This is a genomic window from Streptococcus sanguinis SK49, from assembly GCF_000212815.1.
GTDB lineage: Bacteria > Bacillota > Bacilli > Lactobacillales > Streptococcaceae > Streptococcus > Streptococcus sanguinis_C.
This window is the reverse complement of record NZ_GL890985.1, coordinates 1,194,866-1,213,739: the sequence shown is the minus strand read 5'-3', so window position 1 is coordinate 1,213,739 and position 18,874 is coordinate 1,194,866. Positions and strand designations below refer to the sequence as shown.

Genomic DNA, 18,874 nt, shown 5'->3' with positions numbered 1-18,874 from the left:
TCTATTTATTGGCCTCTAAAACTTGAAGACCCGATTTTCCAGCAACAATGACCTTGTCTACCATTTGATTAAACAGTCCGTGCTCCACTACGCCCACTATATGATCTAGTTTTTGCGCAAACTCAACTGGATTTTCAATCACACCTAAATCTAAGTCAATAATGAAATTCTGCATGTCCGTAACAAAACGCTGACCATCCTTCTGACGAAAGGATGGATTATAGCCCGCACGCTCAAAGCGACGAAAGAGCTGCTCAGCACCGTACTGAACAACTTCTACTGGTAGCTTGAAAGCACCTAACTTCTCGACCATCTTGCTCTCATCGACTACCCAGATATAGTGCTTTGTAGGTACCGCTACGACTTTCTCCATGAGAAGTGCGCCGCCACCGCCTTTGATACCGTTAAAAGCGGTGTCAACCTCATCAGCACCGTCAACTGTCACATCAACAAAGTCAATTTCATCAATGGATTTGAGCGGAATACCTAATCCTTCCGCCTGTTTGCTAGTGACACTGGAAGTCGTAACAGCTGTTATCTGCAATCCTTCTTCCTTAATCCGCCGACCAATTTCTTCGACAAAATAATAAGCGGTCGAACCCGTCCCGAGACCAACTATCATCCCGCTTTGAACAAATTCAGCAGCCTTGATTCCTGCCAGTTTCTTTAGATTTTCCATAGCACCTCCTCAAATCACACTACTTTCATTATATCATGATTCTCACTAACATGAAAGTGTTTTCTTTACCAGACTTAAAATTCATTTACTCTGCTTGATAATCGAAAGCCTTGCTCCTCCTTGATTTTTGCGTTACAATTAGATTAATTGATTTTAAAACACAAGGAAAAATACAGTATGATTACCAGAGAATTTGATACAATCGCTGCGATTTCTACACCTCTTGGCGAAGGAGCCATCGGTATCGTCAGACTAAGCGGGACTGACAGCTTTGCTATTGCCCAAAAGATCTTCAAAGGGAAAAATCTAAGCAAAGTAGAAAGTCACACACTCAACTATGGCCATATCGTTGACCCTCAAAATCAGGAAATTTTGGACGAGGTCATGGTTGGTGCTATGCGCTCTCCCAAGACCTTCACGCGCGAGGATATCATTGAGATTAACACCCACGGCGGGATTGCGGTCACGAATGAAATCCTGCAGTTGGCTATCCGCGAGGGTGCTAGAATGGCTGAGCCTGGTGAGTTTACCAAGCGGGCTTTTCTCAATGGGCGCGTAGATTTGACTCAGGCTGAGGCCGTTATGGACATCATCCGAGCCAAGACCGATAAAGCTATGAACAACGCTGTCAAGCAGCTGGATGGCTCTCTCTCCAACCTTATCAACAATACCCGGCAGGAAATTCTCAACACACTGGCTCAGGTCGAGGTCAATATTGACTATCCTGAATACGACGACGTGGAAGAGATGACGACCAAGCTTATGCGAGAAAAAACAGCTGAGTTCGAGGCTCTGCTGAGCAATCTTCTCGATACTGCACGACGAGGTAAGATTTTACGCGAAGGCATTTCCACTGCTATCATCGGCCGACCTAATGTTGGCAAGTCCAGCCTGCTCAACAATCTCCTGCGGGAGGACAAGGCCATTGTGACTGATATCGAGGGTACGACTCGGGATGTGATTGAGGAGTATGTCAATATCAAGGGTGTGCCGCTCAAACTCATCGATACCGCAGGGATTCGAGAAACCGATGACCTTGTAGAACAGATTGGAGTTGAACGATCTAAAAAAGCCCTGCAGGAAGCTGACTTGGTTCTTTTAGTCCTCAATGCCAGCGAGCCTCTGACGGATCAGGACAGACAATTGCTTGAAATCAGCCAAGATAGCAATCGTATCGTCCTACTTAACAAGACTGACCTTGAGGAAAAGATTGAGCTGGATCAGCTGCCAGCAGATGCTATCAAGATTTCTGTGCTTCACAACCAAAATATCGATAAAATTGAAGAACGCATCAATCAACTCTTCTTTGAAAATGCTGGTATTTTCGAGCAAGACGCCACCTATCTTTCCAATGCCCGTCACATCTCCCTGATTGAAAAGGCTCTGGAAAGCCTGCAAGCCGTCAACCAAGGCTTGGAAATGGGTATGCCGGTAGATCTTCTCCAAGTCGATATGACTCGCACCTGGGAAATCCTCAGCGAAATCACTGGTGACGCCGCACCAGACGAACTCATCACCCAACTCTTCAGCCAATTCTGCTTAGGGAAGTAGAGAACAAAAGGACTGATTTACTCAGTCCTTTTTATGATAAATAAAAACGAAACAACACAGCTCTAAAACTATGTTTTGGTTTTTTCAGATAAGATTCTGGTTTTGGAACCATTCGAAACAACACAGCTCTAAAACTATTGGCCTTGCATGTGCAACTTGATTTTAGTTTTGGAACCATTCGAAACAACACAGCTCTAAAACGCAGCTTGAAAAAGTTCCGTTGGCAAAAAGGTTTTGGAACCATTCGAAACAACACAGCTCTAAAACTTAGTAGCCGTATCAATTGTGACAGAAAATGTTTTGGAACCATTCGAAACAACACAGCTCTAAAACACCGTCGATTGTCAATTCGTCGTCCCAGCTGTTTTGGAACCATTCGAAACAACACAGCTCTAAAACTCACCAGGGTGGTGATGTGATTGCACTTGTGTTTTGGAACCATTCGAAACAACACAGCTCTAAAACAACCTGTTGAACATGGACGCCATGGATATTGTTTTGGAACCATTCGAAACAACACAGCTCTAAAACTACAAAGGCAACATTAAGCCTCTCTATATTGTTTTGGAACCATTCGAAACAACACAGCTCTAAAACTTACATTATATCTAGGATACTGTGAGGCAAGTTTTGGAACCATTCGAAACAACACAGCTCTAAAACACCAGACTTTTCAAAATTCCTAAAACCGTGGTTTTGGAACCATTCGAAACAACACAGCTCTAAAACCTCGTAGAAAAATTTTTCTTACGAAATTTCGTAATCACGCCATTCATCTCAGCTAGACTTCAGTTCGTTTAATTCCATTATTACTCTTATTATACCATATTTTCAGGGTTCAAGAAATAGTCTTGATCAAGCACATACTGCGGAAAATCATAGACTTTTCGAGGTTCGACAAATAAGACCCTTAGTTGATTTAGTTGGATATACTCTATCAGATTTACTAACTCATTCTTTGATAGATAGGCGGTCGCATTGATAAAAACAAGGAGTTTCTTTTTAGAAAGATATTTAAAAACCTGGACAATTTCTAGCATCTTTTCAAAAAGTGTATCACTTAGAGTTTCGACTTTGACACCAAGTGCATCGATTAACTCTAGAATGGTGATTTCATCATACTCTAGGTCTAACTCGTTTTCCAAACACTCAAATGCCAGCAATTCTGTAATCGTAGCAACCAGCTTTTCAATCATGGACTTGACTTCTGGTTTGTCATTGAGTTGATTTTCTAAATCAGCATGTATTAATTTAAGCATTGCAGGTGAGTTGAGATTGTATCCTAAGACATCCGTTATCACTAGTAATTCAGACTCTTTCAGAGCTTTTAAATTTCTATCAAACAACTTCAACTTCCCATCATCAGTATATTGGTAGAACTGCTTGACGATAGTTGAAAAAGTAAGCTGGTCTTCCAACACTAAAAAAGTTGCATTTTCAATAGCTAATGGTTCATCCAATAGCGGGAAATTAATCTTCATCTCTAGGCTCCTCTCCCAGAAAGACCAAGCGAGCGTCGGAGTTTGCTACGCTGGTATTTCGCTCGCCATTTAAGTAAATCATGCGAGAAAACTGCTTTTCTGTAACGGTTAAGAGAGTAATGTTTCCTTTTTTAGGGTTATGAATTTTGAGTCGCTCAATCATGGCATTATTAGCAGAGTTGTTGAGTAAGAGCTTACTATAGATAGAAAATTGGTGCATGATGAATCCTTCATCTATGAGGAACTTCCGAAATTTCCGATAGGCCTTACGTTCCTCTACGGTATCAACTGGCATATCAAACATTAAAATCATACGCATATATCGATAACTCATATCCTAAACTCAGGAACTCCTTTCTCGGGTTGATTGAGAGCTTGGATGACTTTCTTAGTATAGTCACTGACGATATTGGACAGGTACATATCCTTACCATTATAGTGGAAGGTGTCTGAGAAAATAGTGAAAAGTTCTCGCTTGATTTTGACAAAAGAACTATTTTGATTTTCATAGACGATTTTATCAATAATCGGACGAAAAGGTTCCATGATATCGCTAGCTAGATTGAATTGATTGAACTGATTGGCATGTTTCAAGCCAAACTGGGTCATGCAACCCGACAAAACAATCTCACGCGCAAACATGCTTAAAATCAAGGTATAGCCATAGTCCAACGCGGCATTGACATCATTATCTTGTTCACGGCTAAAATCATTTCCAAACAAGGCGTTGAAATAAATCCGAGCAGCGTGTCCTTCACGGTTGCTAGGATCAAATAAATCCAACCCATGATAGAGATCGATGACGGACTGGCTCTTTTCCAGAAAACCACAACTCCCCAGATAAAAAGCTTGATTGAGAATTTTTTGTGCAATAATGGTAGTCCAAACTTGTGCTTTAGTTTCCTCGTTCCATGTGATTTGCCGAGAGAGTTGCAAACTGGAATCGTGTCGACCATAGTAAGGCATTAAGTATGCCGTTGGCAAGCGTTTATCATCACAAAAGATGACTAGAATATTTTCATCCACCAAGCGTTTTATCAGCATAGTGGAGAGAACGATATCTGTCGTCTCCAAAAGCAGGATGTCCACCTCGGACAGGTGAATCAACTCTGTCCGAGAGGCATCTTTAAAAATCAAGTGGTTGTTCTTGTAGGAGAGTTTAGAGTGCGTATTGACTACAACGGTTCTCCATCCCATTAGTCTTCTCCCAGTTTGCTTAAGTCAATTCGAGTCTCGTAGAGACCAGTGATGGATTGGTGGATGAGGGTGGCGTTGAGCAATTTTTTGTCTGGTTTAGGACGCATTCTTGCGACTGTACACTTATTATCAAAGAAATCATTTATATCTTTTGGGGCACCACTTTTGACAAAACTAAACATTTTTATAAAATTATCATAAAAATATTTGATGGTTTCGTCTCTGATATCAATTTCTTTAATCTTTCTCTCATTATATCCTTTTATAAGATTTTTTAACGATGTAGTGTTACCCAACATTTTTTGTGAAAAAGCTGATAGCTGGTTCGAAATATTATCAAATTCTTCCTTGTGTTTGAGTATGAAATTTTGACTTTCCTTTATTGCACTTTTAGATTTTAAATCCATCAAATTCGATTTAGTCAAAAGTCGTTTCATATGGAAAAATAATTCATTTTGAGTTTTTGTTAATTTAAATTGGGTAGCTTTATGAAGGTTTGACTTGCTTTCAAATAGCATCCTTGTTCCATCAATTTTCTGCATTAGTGAATATTTTGGAATTCTATAGAAGCCTAGAACACGATTTATATTATTCTTTTTAAGAAAACCATTTTCTGAAGTGTCATTTAAGAATTGAAATGGATTATTATTAAATTTTTCATAATCTATGATAAAAATGTCATGGAATTCTTTTACAGTTTCTATTTTTCCTTTCTTTTCATTAAACCGTTCTGCGATTATGATAATAGATAAGGCAGAATTCATTGGTCCATAACCTCCATATATAGAGGTATCTAAACATAAAGCTTTTGTTTTTAGTGGATAGCGATTATTTGCAGCAAGTTGTTTATTAAACTTTCCAACAGGATTTTGATTATAAAATGCTCCTTTTTTAATCATTGTTCGTTTGACAAAGTTGATTTGAGAGTTGTAGATGACATCTTTTATAATCGGTAAATCCCTATTACAATCCCAAATATCTTTACTAACTTTGGAATCTGGATTATTAAAGAATCTCATGATGTTAGAATAGAGATGCTTTCTTAACGTTGCTTTATTCTCCTCGTGCCGATTAAAGTGAGCATGGTGGCCATATATCAACTCAGGAGCTAATTTGGGATAGACTTTAAGAAGAGTTTGTCCTACAACAACTGCTAGATAAGCATCGTGAGCATGGTGATAATCATTAAGTTCACGTATTTTGGCAATATGAAAGGTGTTTCTAAAATTGGTAATTAGTTGAGATTTTAAAGTAATGATTTTGGTGTCTGAAAAACGATTATCTAGTATGCGAGCAACGTGTTTTATAATTTGTCGTGTCTCGACTAATTGGCGTTCAATAAAGCCAGCTTTCATGCTCTCGGTCAGAACACCATCAGGAGTTCTTTCGCTAGTAGTTAATCTTTGATATTTCGTTTGAGAAATTAGCTTGGCATTATATAATTTCTCCCAGAAAGGTTTCATATTAGCAACCGTCTCTTTATCTGGTATATTATTCAACTTTTGTTGATTGTTTTCCCTATGCGTTAATACTTTATTATCAATTGAATCGATTGGTAAAAAACTATAGGGGATAATATGATCTACTTCGTATTGATCTAGCTGGTCTAGGTATAAGGGGGCAGGGCTTCCTGTTTTATCTAAGGTGTACATATCCTTCCCATTTTGAAGATAGTATAAATATAATTTCTCAGATTGTAGCTGTTCGTCTGAATGAGGAACCTTCCCATTTTCTAATAGACTATTTTCAATATTTTTTAGTGCAGATTCTAATTTAGTTTTACGAGTTTTTGCCTTTTTTTGCCCTTCTTCTGTGGTCATATTTTCACGAGCCATTTCAATGACGATATTGTGGGGTGGATACCCTATAATTTGAACCAGTTCATCAACAATTTTAATACTATTTAAAATTCCACGTTTGATAGCTGGACTACCAGCCAATTTTTTAATTTCGTCAAATATATCATCTTCAATAGTTGATTTAGATTGAATGTCTTTGATCTTAGGTTCAAAAGATAAGGTGTTATCAGATATGAGTTTAGTTAAATTACGATTTTCTTCATCGTTTCGAAGGAATTGCAATAGATTAAAACCCGTATCCTCATCACGAATATCTAATAATAACTTCGCAGAATAACGTCCCCAACCTGAATAACGTAATTTTGAGAGTTGATTAATTTTCTCTTCATCTAAAATTTCAAGATGTCCAAAAAATTTTGTAAGGTAGTTTTTAATAGATTTTTTATCATCAAAAACAGTAATAACTTTGATAATCTCCTCTAACTCTTTTTGATAGATTTCAGAATCTAGTAATTCTTCTGAAAAAATAGTTTTAAGGTCGTTATATGTTTTTAAAGTAGAATTAAAAGATTTTCCTTTTTCAACTCCAGAAACAATTTCAATGGCATTTAAATCTTTGTGATTATCCGATAGGTATTTAATAAGACTTTTAGCATTTACACGTTTACTGTTATTTTTAAATAAACCATTGATTATATTTTGTCGGAGTTCTGAATCAAAAAAGTGAGCTTTTCCATATTTATCTTTATACTTGACCCTAGTTAATTCATTTTGCAGCATGACTTCTTCATAGATCAAACTACGTTTTGGTAAAACTTTTTCATTTAAGAGAATAATATCATTTCCTATTAAATTGGTTATGAAGGCATCTCTAGTTTCATCCATATTTATCAGTTTTTGATAGTTCCACGGACGTATTTTGCCATTTCTAGTATCTTCATCATTATCATCTAAAATATCTGAGCTAGTCGCTCGTTTAATCCAAGCGAATCTACTATTGCTTCCTTTTGCTAACGGACCAACATAATAAGGAATTTTAAATGTCAAGATGGATAGTAATTTATCCTTGTTTTCTAGTAGAAAAGGATAATCTTTCCCTTGTCTTTCGATAATCTTTTCTAGTTCATAAGCATGAATTTGATTAGGAATAGCTCCATTGTCAGATGTACGAAGTTTTCTTAAAAATGTTCCATCTGATATTTTATTAAGAAAATATTCTGCTCCTTCGATACCTGTTATTTTCCCACTAATATAATCATAAAAATTTTGTTGTATTGTTTTTTGTTTCTGTGGATTAGTTAATACCATCTTGTTGGTTATATATCCAACATATCCCTTTGTTTCCTTATCTACATCAAAACCATTTTGTGTTTTTCTGCCAAAAATATCTAAATAATCTTGCTCAGATAGATTTTGTTTAATAAAAAATTTGAAGCGTTGCAAATCTTTGCGATGTTCCTCGTATCGCTCGACCATAGTAGCAGAAAAGCGAGCATGAGTTGCTCCAGTGTATGTTAGCATACCAGATAGAAGTATAGTATCACGTAAAACTTTTAGTTTAGCAAATACATCGGAAAAATCTTCTTCTAATGAGCCAAGAAAATTTTCTAGATTTTCATCATAGTTTTCTTTGGAGAAATTAAGATCTGGTTCTTCTTCTAATTCAAAACAATCTTTAAATTTCGTTTTTAAACCAAATAATAGCTGTAATAGTTGTTTGAAAATACTTTTGTCTTTTTTAAGAAGCTCTTGTTGAAAATAGGGTAGTATTTTTTTAACTTTTTCTTGTCTGTTCTCACTTGACTTAAATATATCTGCTATGTTTTTAGATTCATCAGAGATTTCCAAATCGAAAACTTCTTGACAAGATTCAATGAAATCAATCCAAGAGTTTTGCATATTGATATTATTAGGATTAATCTTATCTAACGTTAAAAAATGTCCCCTATACTTTAAAATATGTGATATGGCCATGTAAACTTCACGAATATCGGCTACAGGAGAGTTTTTATCTGCATCAGCTAAGTGTTTTCGTAAATGGTAAATCGTAGGGTATTTCTTGTGATAGGCAGTCTCTAGTTCTTTATCACCAAAAAATGGCTGTTTGATCTGTAGGTCCTCACTTTTATCACCAAGCACCCTGAAACTTTCGTCTAATCTACGATAAAAATTTTTATCTACTTTTTCAATCTCTTTTTGAAAAATATCTCGTAAATACGTAATTCTATGATTTCTTCTATCAATCCTACGGCGATTAACACGAAAAACTCGAGTTCCTTTAGCTGGTTGAGCAGATACAAAAGTTGTAGACCCGATTAAATTTTTCTTTATTTTTTCTTTTTCTGTATTACCTAAAACTTTAAATTTAAACGCAGGTACTCGATAATCTTCAGTTACAACAGCATAGCCAACAGATGATACACCTATATCCAAGCCGATTGAATAATTCTTATTAAATTTCGTCATAAAACTACTCCTTGTCTTGATTTTCGATTTTATTTTTTGTATAATAACTACGTTGGAACTATTCGAAACAACACAGCCAAAAGATTTTTCTTTTGAGTTAAAATATGGTTATCCATAATCAGTTATGCGCACCGATTCGGTGCTTTTTTATTTATTACACTAACTTATTGTACTCCTATTTTCCTAAAAAAACAATTTATTTTAGAGCGCTTTCATTTAAAAATAGAAAAAAACTACGTTAAATGACGTAGTTTTTTTCATATACATGTCCCCTGCCGGAATCGAACCAGCAACTACTCCTTAGGAGGGAGTTGTTATATCCATTGAACTAAGGGGACTTAGAGAAAAACTCTGCCCAACGACAGAGTCTTTCTAAGATTAACGGCGAATTTCTTTGATACGCGCTGCCTTACCTTGCAATGCACGAAGGTAGTACAATTTAGCACGACGGACTTTACCGTAACGAACGACTTCAATCTTGTCAACACGTGGAGTGTGGATTGGGAAAGTACGTTCAACACCGATACCGTTAGAGATTTTACGAACGGTGTAAGTTTCTGAGATACCAGCACCTTTACGAGCAATAACCACACCTTCAAAGATCTGGATACGTTCGCGACTTCCTTCGACAACTTTCGCGTGAACGCGGACAGTGTCACCAGGACGGAATGCAGGGATGTCAGTACGAAGTTGACCTTCAGTCAAGCTTTGGATTAATGGATTCATTTTTTTCTACTCCTATCTTACTAATCTTAAGGTTCAAGACCGCAGCGGATTAGCCGTTTTTCGTGCTTCCATTAGGCACAAACTATATTATATCAAAATTTCTAAAAATGTAAAGATGTTTAAATGAAAATTCCCAAAAGAATCGCTAAAAATCCGAGAATATAAGTCAAAGCCAAATAGAGAGCAAATTTCTTTCGATCCGAAAAGAGACCGGCCAGCTCAGCATTCAAGGTGGAAAAGGTCGTCAGTCCACCACAGAAGCCTGTTGTCAAAATCACATAAAGCTGCTTGTCTTCTATATGATTATAAAAATATCCAATGAGAAAAGCACCTAGCAAGTTTGCCAATAAAGTCCCAATCGGCAGAGATGCTCTGCTATTGACCTTGGAGAAAACATAACGCACAAGAGCACCAGCGCCGCAGCAGATTAACATCGCCCACATCATGCCTTCACCTGCTTTCCAGCCCATAGGGCGATTGCAAGGCCACCACCTACACTTAAAACTAGATAGACAAGAAGCTCCATATAGCGCCCTGAATCTGCTAGTTTGATACTGTCTAGCAGAAGACCAGAAAAAGTCGTCAAACCTCCGCAAAAACCGGTCGAAAGCGCTAGAATTAGACGCTGGGACTTAACTTTACTGCTAAGATAGCCCTTGATAATATAGACCAGCAAAAAAGTTCCCAAATAATTGACCAGCAAGGTACTCAGCGGAAATGAATCAGCAACAACTAATAAAAGAGCTATCTGATAACGCAGCCAGCCGCCTGCCATCGCAGATAAAGCCACAGCTATAGAGTTCTGTACTTCTTTCATTAGATATTTTTATTCTGAAATTCACGCGAACGTTTTAAAATGTCAGAAAAGGTCGCAATAACAGTTTCCTTGTAGTCTTTGTTTTCAACCTTATCCGCCACTCTGGCAAAAATCACATCTTCTCTTTTACTATCCAAGACAGCTGTGCCTGTTAATTTTTTTAAAGCCACGACTTGGCCAACCAGATTCATGCGTTGCTCCAGCAGGGCAACGATTGCATCATCCACTTGATCAATTTCCTGTCTGATTTCTTCTAACGTCATCTCATTCCTCCTTATATTCTATCTATCATATCAAAAAATAGTAAAATTTTCTAGTTAAATTCTAAATAAAAAGGTCCAATGGACCATGATTAGAGGGAACTCGCAAGGGCGAGTCTCTATCTACATATTAAAAAGGTCCAGTGGACCTTAGATTAAAGAGAACTCGCAAAAGCGAGTTTTTATCCGCAACCTAAAACAGTCCTCCGGACCTCAGATTAAAGGGAACTCGCAGAAGCGAGCCCCTAACTACAGATTAAAAAGGTTCCCCGAACCTTTTTAACCAACTGAGCCTTCCATACTCATATTAATGAGTTGGTTTAGTTCGACGGCGTATTCCATTGGTAGTTCCTTAGTAATGGGTTCCATAAATCCATTGATAATCATAGCTGTGGCTTCTTCTTCACTGATGCCGCGGCTCATCAGATAGTAGAGCTGATCCTCAGACACTTTGGAAACCTTGGCTTCATGCTCTAACGCGACATTGGAATTATGGATTTCATTAAAAGGAATGGTGTCAGAACTGGATTCACCATCCATCAGAATGGTATCACACTCGATATGAGATTTGGAGCCTGCACTATTCTTGCCAAAGCGAACCTGACCACGATAGTCTGTCTTACCACCATCCTTGGCCACTGATTTAGAAATTAAGGTACTGGAAGTCTTGGGCGCATTATGAAAGACCTTGCAGCCCGCGTCCAAGTGCTGGCCATAGTTGGCAAAAGACATAGAGAGAACAGAAGTCCTTGCGTTGCGACCGTTGAGAATACTGCAGGGATATTTCATATTGACCTTGCTGCCTAAGTTCCCATCAATCCACTCTAAGGTGCCGCCTTCATCAACAATCCCCCGCTCCGTTACGAGATTATAGACATTGTCTGACCAATTTTGAATGGTCGTATATCGGAAAAAGGCATCCTTTTTGACAATGATTTCGACATTTGCCGCATGAAGACTATTGCTTGTGTAAGTCGGTGCTGTACAGCCCTCGATGTACTGGATAGAACCGCCCTCCTCGATAATCATCAAAGAGCGCTCAAACTGGCCGGCATTTTCACCATTGATTCTAAAATAGGTCTGAACAGGAACTTGGCACTGGACGTTCTTGGGCACATAGATAAAGGTTCCGCCAGACCAAACTGCGCTATTAAGCGCAGAAAATTTATGCTCAGCGTTTGAAATCACAGTACCAAAATACTGCTTGACCAAGTCCGGATATTCCTGAACAGCCGTATCCGTATCGGTAAAGATAATCCCCAGCTTGGCAAACTCTTCCTTCATATTGTGGTAAACCACTTCAGATTCATACTGAGCCACAGCTCCAGATAGGAACTGCTTCTCAGCTTCTGGAATTCCCAAGCGGTCAAAGGTTTTCTTAATCTCTTCTGGAACCTCATCCCAACTGCGAGCCCGATCTCCGCTTAGCTTCTGATAATAGATAACATCATCAAAGCGAATCCCTGACAAATCTGGGCCAAAGTCGGGCATAGGCAGCTTATGAAAGAGTTCCAAGGAGCGCAGACGATAGTCCAACATCCACTGGGGCTCATTCTTGATTTCTGAGATTTCTCGAACAACTTCTTCGGTCAAACCTTTACCAGTCGAAAAGAGCGGCTTGACATCATCATGAAAACCAAAAGCGTAGTCACGTTCTTTCATAGGAACTCCTCCTTTATCTGATGGATAGCGCTTACCTATATTATACCCCTAATCATGAGAATTGTCAGAAAATAACACTTTCGCAAAATAAAAACGGCCGCAGCCGTTTCCTCTATTTATCACTTTAAACTTTATTAACCAAGCCTTCCGCAAAAGCTTCCAAGCGTGCAATATCATCATCTTCCGCAGATAGGTCCACCTTAACACTTTCTGCACCCTTCGTCGCTCCTGTAGCAGCAAAGGCAGCATCAAAGTCATCGACAGCCTTGCAGAATTCGTCATAGAAAGTATCGCCTGAACCGACCACCCCATAGACCTTGCCAGACAAATCCAAACTAGACAAGTCTTCGTAGAAGTCCATCATCTCATCAGGTAACTCACCGTCACCATAGGTGTAGGTTGCTACAATCGTAATATCTGCTTCCAAGAAATCTTCTGCATCGACAGTGGTGCACTCGTCCACTTCAACTTCTACATTCAGGTCTCTTAGCTTATCCGCCACAATATCAGCAATTTCCTCGGTGTTTCCAGTCATGCTGGCAAATACAATTTTCGCTAAGGTCATATCTTCCTCCAAATTCTAATCTGCTCTCATTATATCATATCTTTTTTATTTTAAAAATAAAAACTCTTATGCTACAATGGGTAAAGAAAGTTGACGAGGTTATTTATGACTCTTTATCATGATATTTTAAGTAAGATCAAAGAATACGATACTATTATTATCCACCGCCATATGCGGCCAGATCCTGATGCTCTTGGCAGTCAGGTCGGACTACAAAAGCTGCTTCAGTACCATTTCCCAGAAAAAACAATCAAAGCGACAGGCTACGATGAGCCTAATCTCATGTGGTTGGCGCAAATGAACCAAGTTGCAGACGAAGAATACCAAGAGGCCCTAGTCATCGTCTGTGACACTGCTAATACAGCCCGCATTGACGACCAACGCTACACGACAGGCGACTTCCTCATCAAAATCGATCATCATCCTGATGATGAGGTTTACGGAGATATTTCTCTAGTTGATACAAGCTCTAGCAGTGCCAGTGAGATGATTGCTCTCTTTGCCTTTGAAAATAACTTAGACTTGAGCAAGGAAGCTGCTGAACTCCTCTATGCTGGTATCATCGGCGACACTGGCCGCTTCCTTTATCCTTCCACTAGCGCCCGCACATTAGAAGTAGCTGCCAAGCTGCGCCAGTACGATTTCGACTTATCAGCCTTGTCCCGCAAAATGGACTCTATCAGCCGCCAAGTAGCTAAACTGCAGGGTTATGTATATGAGCAATTGGAAATAGATGAAAATGGAGCTGCGCGGGTCATTCTGCCTCAGAAAGTTTTACAAGCCTATCAACTAACCGATGCTGATACAGCAGCCATCGTCGGGGCACCTGGACGAATCGAAGAAGTCGGTCTGTGGGCTATCTTTGTTGAGCAACCAGACGGGCACTATCGTGTCCGCATGCGCAGCAAGGTTATTCCTATCAATGGTATTGCTAAAAATCATCACGGCGGTGGACACCCCTTAGCCAGCGGAGCCAATGCATTTTCTAAAGAAGAAATAGAGCAAATCTACACCGAGATGAAAGAATTGGCAAAAAAGTAAGAAATTAGTCTAAAAGTCTTGTCAAATCAATCAGAATTTGATAAACTATCAAAGTAACTAATCTATGGCTCGCAAAGAGACCATGGCAGAAAGGAAATTTTTGTAAAATGAGAAAAGATATTCATCCAGAATACCGCCCAGTTGTCTTCATGGACACTTCTACCGGCTACCAGTTCCTTAGTGGTTCAACTAAGCGTTCAAACGAAACAGTTGAATTCGAAGGGGAAACTTACCCATTGATCCGTGTAGAAATTTCATCAGACTCACACCCATTCTACACTGGACGTCAAAAGTTCACTCAAGCAGATGGACGTGTGGATCGTTTCAACAAAAAATACGGTCTCAAATAATCATAAGCACCAATCGGTGCTTTTTTTGTATCCTAGTATGTTTATAAAATGTAAAGATAGAGAGAAAAAACTGGGTAGAGGTGCCCAGCTTTTTTGAAGAGATAGATTATAAAGAATAATTTAGACTAAATAAAAATTATTTATAGTTGAATATCCAATAATAGGTACCATCTCCTGCTAGTAAACAAGCTACAGCGCCCTCTTTAGCATCCGGGCTGAGCAATAGCTCACGATTGCCACTTTTAAGCCATTTAGAAGCTAGTACTGACGCATCATCCTCTCGACGGAAGGTAATGCCAGCATCACTGTCATAGCTAACAGCTAATTTATTAGCTGTTGGGAGAGATTGATTATTGTAGATATCATCAGACCAGATTAATTCAGGTAGATTTTGCTCCTTACGAGCAGCATTAATGGCTGCAAAAGCTGCCTTGGCCTTATCTATATCTGGGAAATTAGAATCTTCTGTTTTCTCAACTCGATAGATAAATTTGATGGAACCGAATTCCGTTTTTTCATAACCCTTAACGCTGCTGGTTAGATTAGCAGTCAGAACATAATCTCTAGCCCAAGCATGTTCCACTGCCTGTTTGAAGACATCTTCTTCTTCGATTTCATAAGTTACTTTACATTCGTAACCTGCATTATCCAGCATTTTTGGTGACAACTGTTTCTGAACATAATCAATGAATTCTTCTTTATTCTTAAACGGTAGCGCTTCTCCTGCTTTACCAGTTCCTACCACATTTTCAGAATAAAGTTTAACACTAGATGCATTATCATCATAATTTTATTCATCGTCTTTTGGATTGGAATGATTATTTGGATCAAGAGCCGGATCGTCTAAATCTGTTCCGTTAAAGAGTTTCCAGCGGTCGCCCATCCACTTGTAATATCCATCAATACCATCAGGGTTTTCGTCTCCTAGATGGACTCGGTAATAATAGGTGCCGTTATCATCTACAAAGCGATGATCACTCTTCATCCGAGGATCATCAGGTCTGTAGAGAGGTTTTGGTAGTTTGCTATAGTCGATATTCGGTTTCGGAGCCCAGTCAGGTGTTTCTGGCTTATCTGGCTCAGGCTTAGGTTCTGGTTGTGGATCTGGACTTGGTTGTGGATCTGGACTTGGTTCTGGATCTGGAGTCGGTGTTGGAGATGGTTCCTCTGCCTTCTTCACATAAACCCACTGACCGTTTTGGTAATAATAATAAGAGCCATCATCCAATACATAATAGTGATAGCCATTTTCATAACGGTAATGAGGATCATTTTTTAGCTTGTTAAAGCCATCTTGATAGTAGAGTTCCCACTTTCCATTTCTATAGATATAGTAGTCACCGTCTTTGTTCTTATAATAATAAGAGCCGTTCCAATAAAAAATATCAGAACGATACCAAGGATTGTAATATCCCAGATAACGGCCGTTGCCGTAGCTATAACCATAATCATAGCCGCGTCTGTTATAATAACGATAGCCCGGTTGAATCATGTAATCTCTACCATAATTTGTTTCAGCATTACTTCTGACAATAAAAAGAAAGAGAAAGCAAGAGCTCCATAAATGATTAAAGCTTTTAATAAGTGATTTCTTTTTATGTTCATGATTTTCACTCCTTTTATCACAAAAAATCACCGAAAATCCACCTCTTCTTATTATAATATTTTAATACTCTAGTTTTTCTCCGTCAAATAATAACAAAAATATTATCCTACAATTAAACACTTCTACTATTTTGTATAAAAAAACACCCTAGGGAGTTAGGCCGCTCCTAAGGGTGTTTTTCCGTTAATTAAGTCAATATTATTAGGAATTTAAATTAAATATTATTTATAGCTGTATGCCCAGTAGTAAACACCGTTTCCGTCTACAACTGTAGCTACTGCACCTTCAGTTACGTTAGGATCAAGAAGCAATTCTCTCAGACCGCTGTTAGCCCATTTTTTAACGACAACAGAGGCATCTTCATCACGACGTCCAACAAAGCCTGAGCTATCGTATTGACGTGAGATTTCATTTACTTTTGGAAGTGCTTGATTTTGATAAATATCTTCTGACCAAGTCAACTCTTTCAAACCTTGAGCTTTACGTTCTTCATTGATTTTAGCGAAAGCTTCTTTAGCTTTTGAAACATAGTCATAGTTTGTATCGTTTGTTGCTTCAACACGGTAAACAAACTTAACATAACCAAACTCTACATCACTGTATTTCTTGTCTTCAACGCCACTCTTAAGGTTCGCAATCAAGACATAATCCTTAGCGTATGGGTTTTCTTTGGTTTTCTCAAAGATTTCTGGATCTTCGATTTCCCACTCAACTTTAGCATCCCAACCTGAGTTATCAAGGAACTTAGGTTTCATCTTTTCGATAACGTAGTTTTTGAACTCTTCAACGTTCTTAAACGGAAGCGGCTGACCTGCTTTAGCAGTAGCAACTAGATTAGTTGAGTACAATTTCACGCTAGAGTTTTGATCACTGTACATGTACTCATCGTCAGCAGTATTTTCGTGAAGTTTTGGATCAAGTGCTGGATCGTTTGGATCAGTCATACCTTGAAGTTTCCATTTTCCACCAATCCACTTCCAATATGGTGAATAACCTGTACGCTCTGAGTTAGATGGTACATAGTAATAATGTGTGCTACCATCGAAGTAGTAGTTTTTATCATTTTTAAGGGCTTTATCACCTGGTTTTCCTGGTGGGTAAACCAATTTTGGTGTTTGTCCATTTGGTGCCCATGCCAAGTGCTCAAGTCCTTCTGCTGGTTTTTCAACATAATCAGGGATTTGGTTTTCACTTGGTTCATCAGTTGTTACCAAACCTGGTGTTGTTGGAACAGCTGGTGTTGCTGGTGTTTCAGGTTTTGGTTCAGCTGGCGTTTCTGTAGATGGTTTGAATGGATCAAACTCGCTATCAGCACCATTAATTGGTGGATTATCTGGCAAATCAACACTTGGAGTTGTTGGTTGTTCTGGTTTTGGTTCAGCTGGTGTTGTTGGCTCTGCAGGTCTATCGCTAGGAGCTGGAGTCGGTTGAGCTGGTTCAGCTGGAGTTGGAGCAGGAACTTCTGGTTGAGCTGGCTCTGTTGGAGTTGTTGGTTGTTCTGGCTGTGCTGGAGTTGTTGTATCAGCAGAATCTTTAACAAGCACCCACTTACCATTTTGATAATAGTAATAGTCACCATTCTCTAAAACATAGTAATGGTAGCCATTTTCATAGCGATAATGTGGATCATTCTCCAAATTGTTAGTTGATGAATTATTGTTACTGTTGTTTGTCAAAGGTTTCCACGCACCATCACGGTAGATACGGTAAGTTCCGTCACTCATGCGATAGTAATGGTTACCATTCCAGTAAATATAATTGTCATCATTTTCAAGATTGTTGTAGTTATAATTCCAGTTGTTATAACCTGGGTAATAGTTGTTATAACCGTAGTTATAGTTGTTATAGCCATAGTTATAATTGTTATAGCCATAGTAATAGTTGTTATAACCATAGTTATAGTTGTTGTAGCCATAGCCATAATTGTTGTAGTTATAACCATAGTTATTGTAGCTATAGTTATTACGCGTTCTGTTTGTGTTGCGAGAAGTACGAGTAGTACGTGTATTTGTATTCCAGTAATTATATCCTGGTTGGTAACGGTTATTGTAGCCGTATTCAGCCGCTTGTGCGTTATTCGCAGCCAAAACTGGAATAATAACCGCAGCAGCCAAAACAGATCTAGTTACAAATCTGAATTTTTTATCCATTGAATTAAACCTCCAAAAGCAACAGAGTGTCGCTTCAAAAAAAACTTTTTTATTAGGGGGGTAAATTATTTTTTTGTGCACAACTTCATAAAAAAATAATTTATTTGAGCCAGCATAATAATCTTCTAATCTCTTCTCCCTTTTTTAGTTTAGATATTAAATAGATTATATGCTCAAAAAATACTTTTTTATGCATATCTCACCCTCGATTTGAAATTATAGCACAAGATTTTTTCTAAATCAACAGTTTTGATTGACATTGTGTAAAATTTTATGATGGTCATTTTTAAAAGGTTCGGATTTTTGTTCTTTTTTTTTATAACACCAGAATTTATTATTTATAAAAGCATTAAATCCGAATGTTATTTTATTTAATGATATTTAAATTCAGTTTACACTGTGTAAAATATTTTTTTGCTTTTTATTTATCATATTTGAATAACAAAACTAAAACCCTTATATTACTGATTTTTTGAAGTATCTTATAATAGCAAAAAAATAAATCAATACTTAAAGATATATCT

General features: G+C 38.2%; 17 protein-coding genes, 1 tRNA gene and 1 CRISPR repeat array. Of the genes, 3 read left to right on the top strand and 15 right to left on the bottom strand.

Annotated features, from left to right (window positions below):
* Position 1: 1 nt before the first annotated feature.
* Positions 2-679, bottom strand: coding sequence for a ribose-5-phosphate isomerase RpiA (gene rpiA, locus HMPREF9380_RS05060; protein ID WP_002933604.1), 678 nt, complete (start codon positions 677-679; stop codon positions 2-4).
* A gap of 177 nt (positions 680-856) precedes the next feature.
* On the opposite strand from rpiA, the gene mnmE reads away from it, so the two are divergent.
* Positions 857-2,230, top strand: a complete 1,374-nt coding sequence (gene mnmE / locus HMPREF9380_RS05065) for a tRNA uridine-5-carboxymethylaminomethyl(34) synthesis GTPase MnmE (RefSeq protein ID WP_002933603.1) — start codon at positions 857-859, stop codon at positions 2,228-2,230.
* Between the two features lie 99 nt (positions 2,231-2,329).
* Positions 2,330-2,959: a CRISPR direct-repeat array (repeat unit 36 nt; unit sequence GTTTTGGAACCATTCGAAACAACACAGCTCTAAAAC).
* Positions 2,960-3,048: 89 nt separating this feature from the next.
* On the opposite strand, the gene csn2 is transcribed toward mnmE, so the two are convergent.
* The 11 genes from csn2 to HMPREF9380_RS05120 form a co-directional block, all read right to left on the bottom strand.
* On the bottom strand, positions 3,049-3,711 hold the full coding sequence (gene csn2, locus HMPREF9380_RS05070; protein ID WP_002933600.1) for a type II-A CRISPR-associated protein Csn2: 663 nt from the start codon (positions 3,709-3,711) through the stop codon (positions 3,049-3,051).
* Positions 3,701-4,045, bottom strand: coding sequence for a CRISPR-associated endonuclease Cas2 (cas2, locus tag HMPREF9380_RS05075; protein WP_002933593.1), 345 nt, complete (start codon positions 4,043-4,045; stop codon positions 3,701-3,703). Before cas2 ends, csn2 begins: the two co-directional genes overlap by 11 nt.
* Positions 4,042-4,908 (bottom strand): type II CRISPR-associated endonuclease Cas1, encoded by an 867-nt coding sequence (gene cas1, locus HMPREF9380_RS05080; protein ID WP_002933592.1) that lies wholly within the window; start codon positions 4,906-4,908, stop codon positions 4,042-4,044. Before cas1 ends, cas2 begins: the two co-directional genes overlap by 4 nt.
* Positions 4,908-9,173: a type II CRISPR RNA-guided endonuclease Cas9 gene (gene cas9 / locus HMPREF9380_RS05085; protein WP_002933589.1), complete on the bottom strand. Its 4,266-nt coding sequence runs from the start codon at positions 9,171-9,173 to the stop codon at positions 4,908-4,910. The genes cas1 and cas9 overlap by 1 nt, the downstream gene beginning before the upstream one ends.
* Before the next feature lie 266 nt (positions 9,174-9,439).
* Positions 9,440-9,511 (bottom strand) — tRNA-Arg (locus tag HMPREF9380_RS05090).
* Between the two features lie 40 nt (positions 9,512-9,551).
* Positions 9,552-9,899, bottom strand: coding sequence for a 50S ribosomal protein L19 (rplS, locus tag HMPREF9380_RS05095; protein WP_002900259.1), 348 nt, complete (start codon positions 9,897-9,899; stop codon positions 9,552-9,554).
* A gap of 119 nt (positions 9,900-10,018) precedes the next feature.
* Positions 10,019-10,345, bottom strand: a complete 327-nt coding sequence (gene crcB / locus HMPREF9380_RS05100; protein WP_002933586.1) for a fluoride efflux transporter CrcB — start codon at positions 10,343-10,345, stop codon at positions 10,019-10,021.
* Positions 10,342-10,716, bottom strand: a complete 375-nt coding sequence (crcB, locus tag HMPREF9380_RS05105; RefSeq protein ID WP_002933579.1) for a fluoride efflux transporter CrcB — start codon at positions 10,714-10,716, stop codon at positions 10,342-10,344. Before crcB (HMPREF9380_RS05105) ends, crcB (HMPREF9380_RS05100) begins: the two co-directional genes overlap by 4 nt.
* Complete coding sequence (locus tag HMPREF9380_RS05110; protein WP_002933578.1) at positions 10,716-10,979, bottom strand: chorismate mutase; 264 nt, start codon at positions 10,977-10,979, stop codon at positions 10,716-10,718. Before HMPREF9380_RS05110 ends, crcB (HMPREF9380_RS05105) begins: the two co-directional genes overlap by 1 nt.
* A gap of 276 nt (positions 10,980-11,255) precedes the next feature.
* Complete coding sequence (gene sufB, locus HMPREF9380_RS05115) at positions 11,256-12,638, bottom strand: Fe-S cluster assembly protein SufB (protein WP_002902982.1); 1,383 nt, start codon at positions 12,636-12,638, stop codon at positions 11,256-11,258.
* Positions 12,639-12,762: 124 nt separating this feature from the next.
* Positions 12,763-13,203 (bottom strand): flavodoxin, encoded by a 441-nt coding sequence (locus HMPREF9380_RS05120; protein ID WP_002933577.1) that lies wholly within the window; start codon positions 13,201-13,203, stop codon positions 12,763-12,765.
* Positions 13,204-13,308: 105 nt separating this feature from the next.
* Here HMPREF9380_RS05120 and HMPREF9380_RS05125 point away from each other — a divergent pair, with 105 nt between their 5' ends.
* A complete protein-coding gene (locus tag HMPREF9380_RS05125; protein ID WP_002933576.1) occupies positions 13,309-14,244 on the top strand; it encodes a DHH family phosphoesterase in 936 nt (311 codons plus the stop codon).
* Between the two features lie 107 nt (positions 14,245-14,351).
* On the top strand, positions 14,352-14,594 hold the full coding sequence (locus tag HMPREF9380_RS05130; RefSeq protein ID WP_002895374.1) for a type B 50S ribosomal protein L31: 243 nt from the start codon (positions 14,352-14,354) through the stop codon (positions 14,592-14,594).
* A gap of 136 nt (positions 14,595-14,730) precedes the next feature.
* Here the strand turns inward: HMPREF9380_RS05130 and HMPREF9380_RS12025 are convergent, their stop codons facing one another.
* The 3 genes from HMPREF9380_RS12025 to HMPREF9380_RS05135 form a co-directional block, all read right to left on the bottom strand.
* On the bottom strand, positions 14,731-15,339 hold the full coding sequence (locus HMPREF9380_RS12025) for a CAP domain-containing protein (protein WP_002933575.1): 609 nt from the start codon (positions 15,337-15,339) through the stop codon (positions 14,731-14,733).
* Between the two features lie 45 nt (positions 15,340-15,384).
* Positions 15,385-16,086, bottom strand: a complete 702-nt coding sequence (locus HMPREF9380_RS12020; RefSeq protein WP_002933574.1) for a hypothetical protein — start codon at positions 16,084-16,086, stop codon at positions 15,385-15,387.
* A gap of 335 nt (positions 16,087-16,421) precedes the next feature.
* Positions 16,422-18,350, bottom strand: a complete 1,929-nt coding sequence (locus tag HMPREF9380_RS05135) for a CAP domain-containing protein (protein ID WP_002933564.1) — start codon at positions 18,348-18,350, stop codon at positions 16,422-16,424.
* Positions 18,351-18,874: the final 524 nt, after the last annotated feature.

Excerpts from the sequence above, each read along its gene's own strand:
- rpiA (WP_002933604.1), bottom strand. The coding sequence starts at position 679 with ATGGAAAATCTAAAGAAACTGGCAGGAATCAAGGCTGCTGAATTTGTT.
- mnmE (WP_002933603.1), top strand. The coding sequence starts at position 857 with ATGATTACCAGAGAATTTGATACAATCGCTGCGATTTCTACACCTCTT.
- csn2 (WP_002933600.1), bottom strand. The coding sequence starts at position 3,711 with ATGAAGATTAATTTCCCGCTATTGGATGAACCATTAGCTATTGAAAAT.
- cas2 (WP_002933593.1), bottom strand. The coding sequence starts at position 4,045 with ATGAGTTATCGATATATGCGTATGATTTTAATGTTTGATATGCCAGTT.
- cas1 (WP_002933592.1), bottom strand. The coding sequence starts at position 4,908 with ATGGGATGGAGAACCGTTGTAGTCAATACGCACTCTAAACTCTCCTAC.
- cas9 (WP_002933589.1), bottom strand. The coding sequence starts at position 9,173 with ATGACGAAATTTAATAAGAATTATTCAATCGGCTTGGATATAGGTGTA.
- rplS (WP_002900259.1), bottom strand. The coding sequence starts at position 9,899 with ATGAATCCATTAATCCAAAGCTTGACTGAAGGTCAACTTCGTACTGAC.
- crcB (WP_002933586.1), bottom strand. The coding sequence starts at position 10,345 with ATGATGTGGGCGATGTTAATCTGCTGCGGCGCTGGTGCTCTTGTGCGT.
- crcB (WP_002933579.1), bottom strand. The coding sequence starts at position 10,716 with ATGAAAGAAGTACAGAACTCTATAGCTGTGGCTTTATCTGCGATGGCA.
- HMPREF9380_RS05110 (WP_002933578.1), bottom strand. The coding sequence starts at position 10,979 with ATGACGTTAGAAGAAATCAGACAGGAAATTGATCAAGTGGATGATGCA.
- sufB (WP_002902982.1), bottom strand. The coding sequence starts at position 12,638 with ATGAAAGAACGTGACTACGCTTTTGGTTTTCATGATGATGTCAAGCCG.
- HMPREF9380_RS05120 (WP_002933577.1), bottom strand. The coding sequence starts at position 13,203 with ATGACCTTAGCGAAAATTGTATTTGCCAGCATGACTGGAAACACCGAG.
- HMPREF9380_RS05125 (WP_002933576.1), top strand. The coding sequence starts at position 13,309 with ATGACTCTTTATCATGATATTTTAAGTAAGATCAAAGAATACGATACT.
- HMPREF9380_RS05130 (WP_002895374.1), top strand. The coding sequence starts at position 14,352 with ATGAGAAAAGATATTCATCCAGAATACCGCCCAGTTGTCTTCATGGAC.
- HMPREF9380_RS12020 (WP_002933574.1), bottom strand. The coding sequence starts at position 16,086 with ATGATTCAACCGGGCTATCGTTATTATAACAGACGCGGCTATGATTAT.
- HMPREF9380_RS05135 (WP_002933564.1), bottom strand. The coding sequence starts at position 18,350 with ATGGATAAAAAATTCAGATTTGTAACTAGATCTGTTTTGGCTGCTGCG.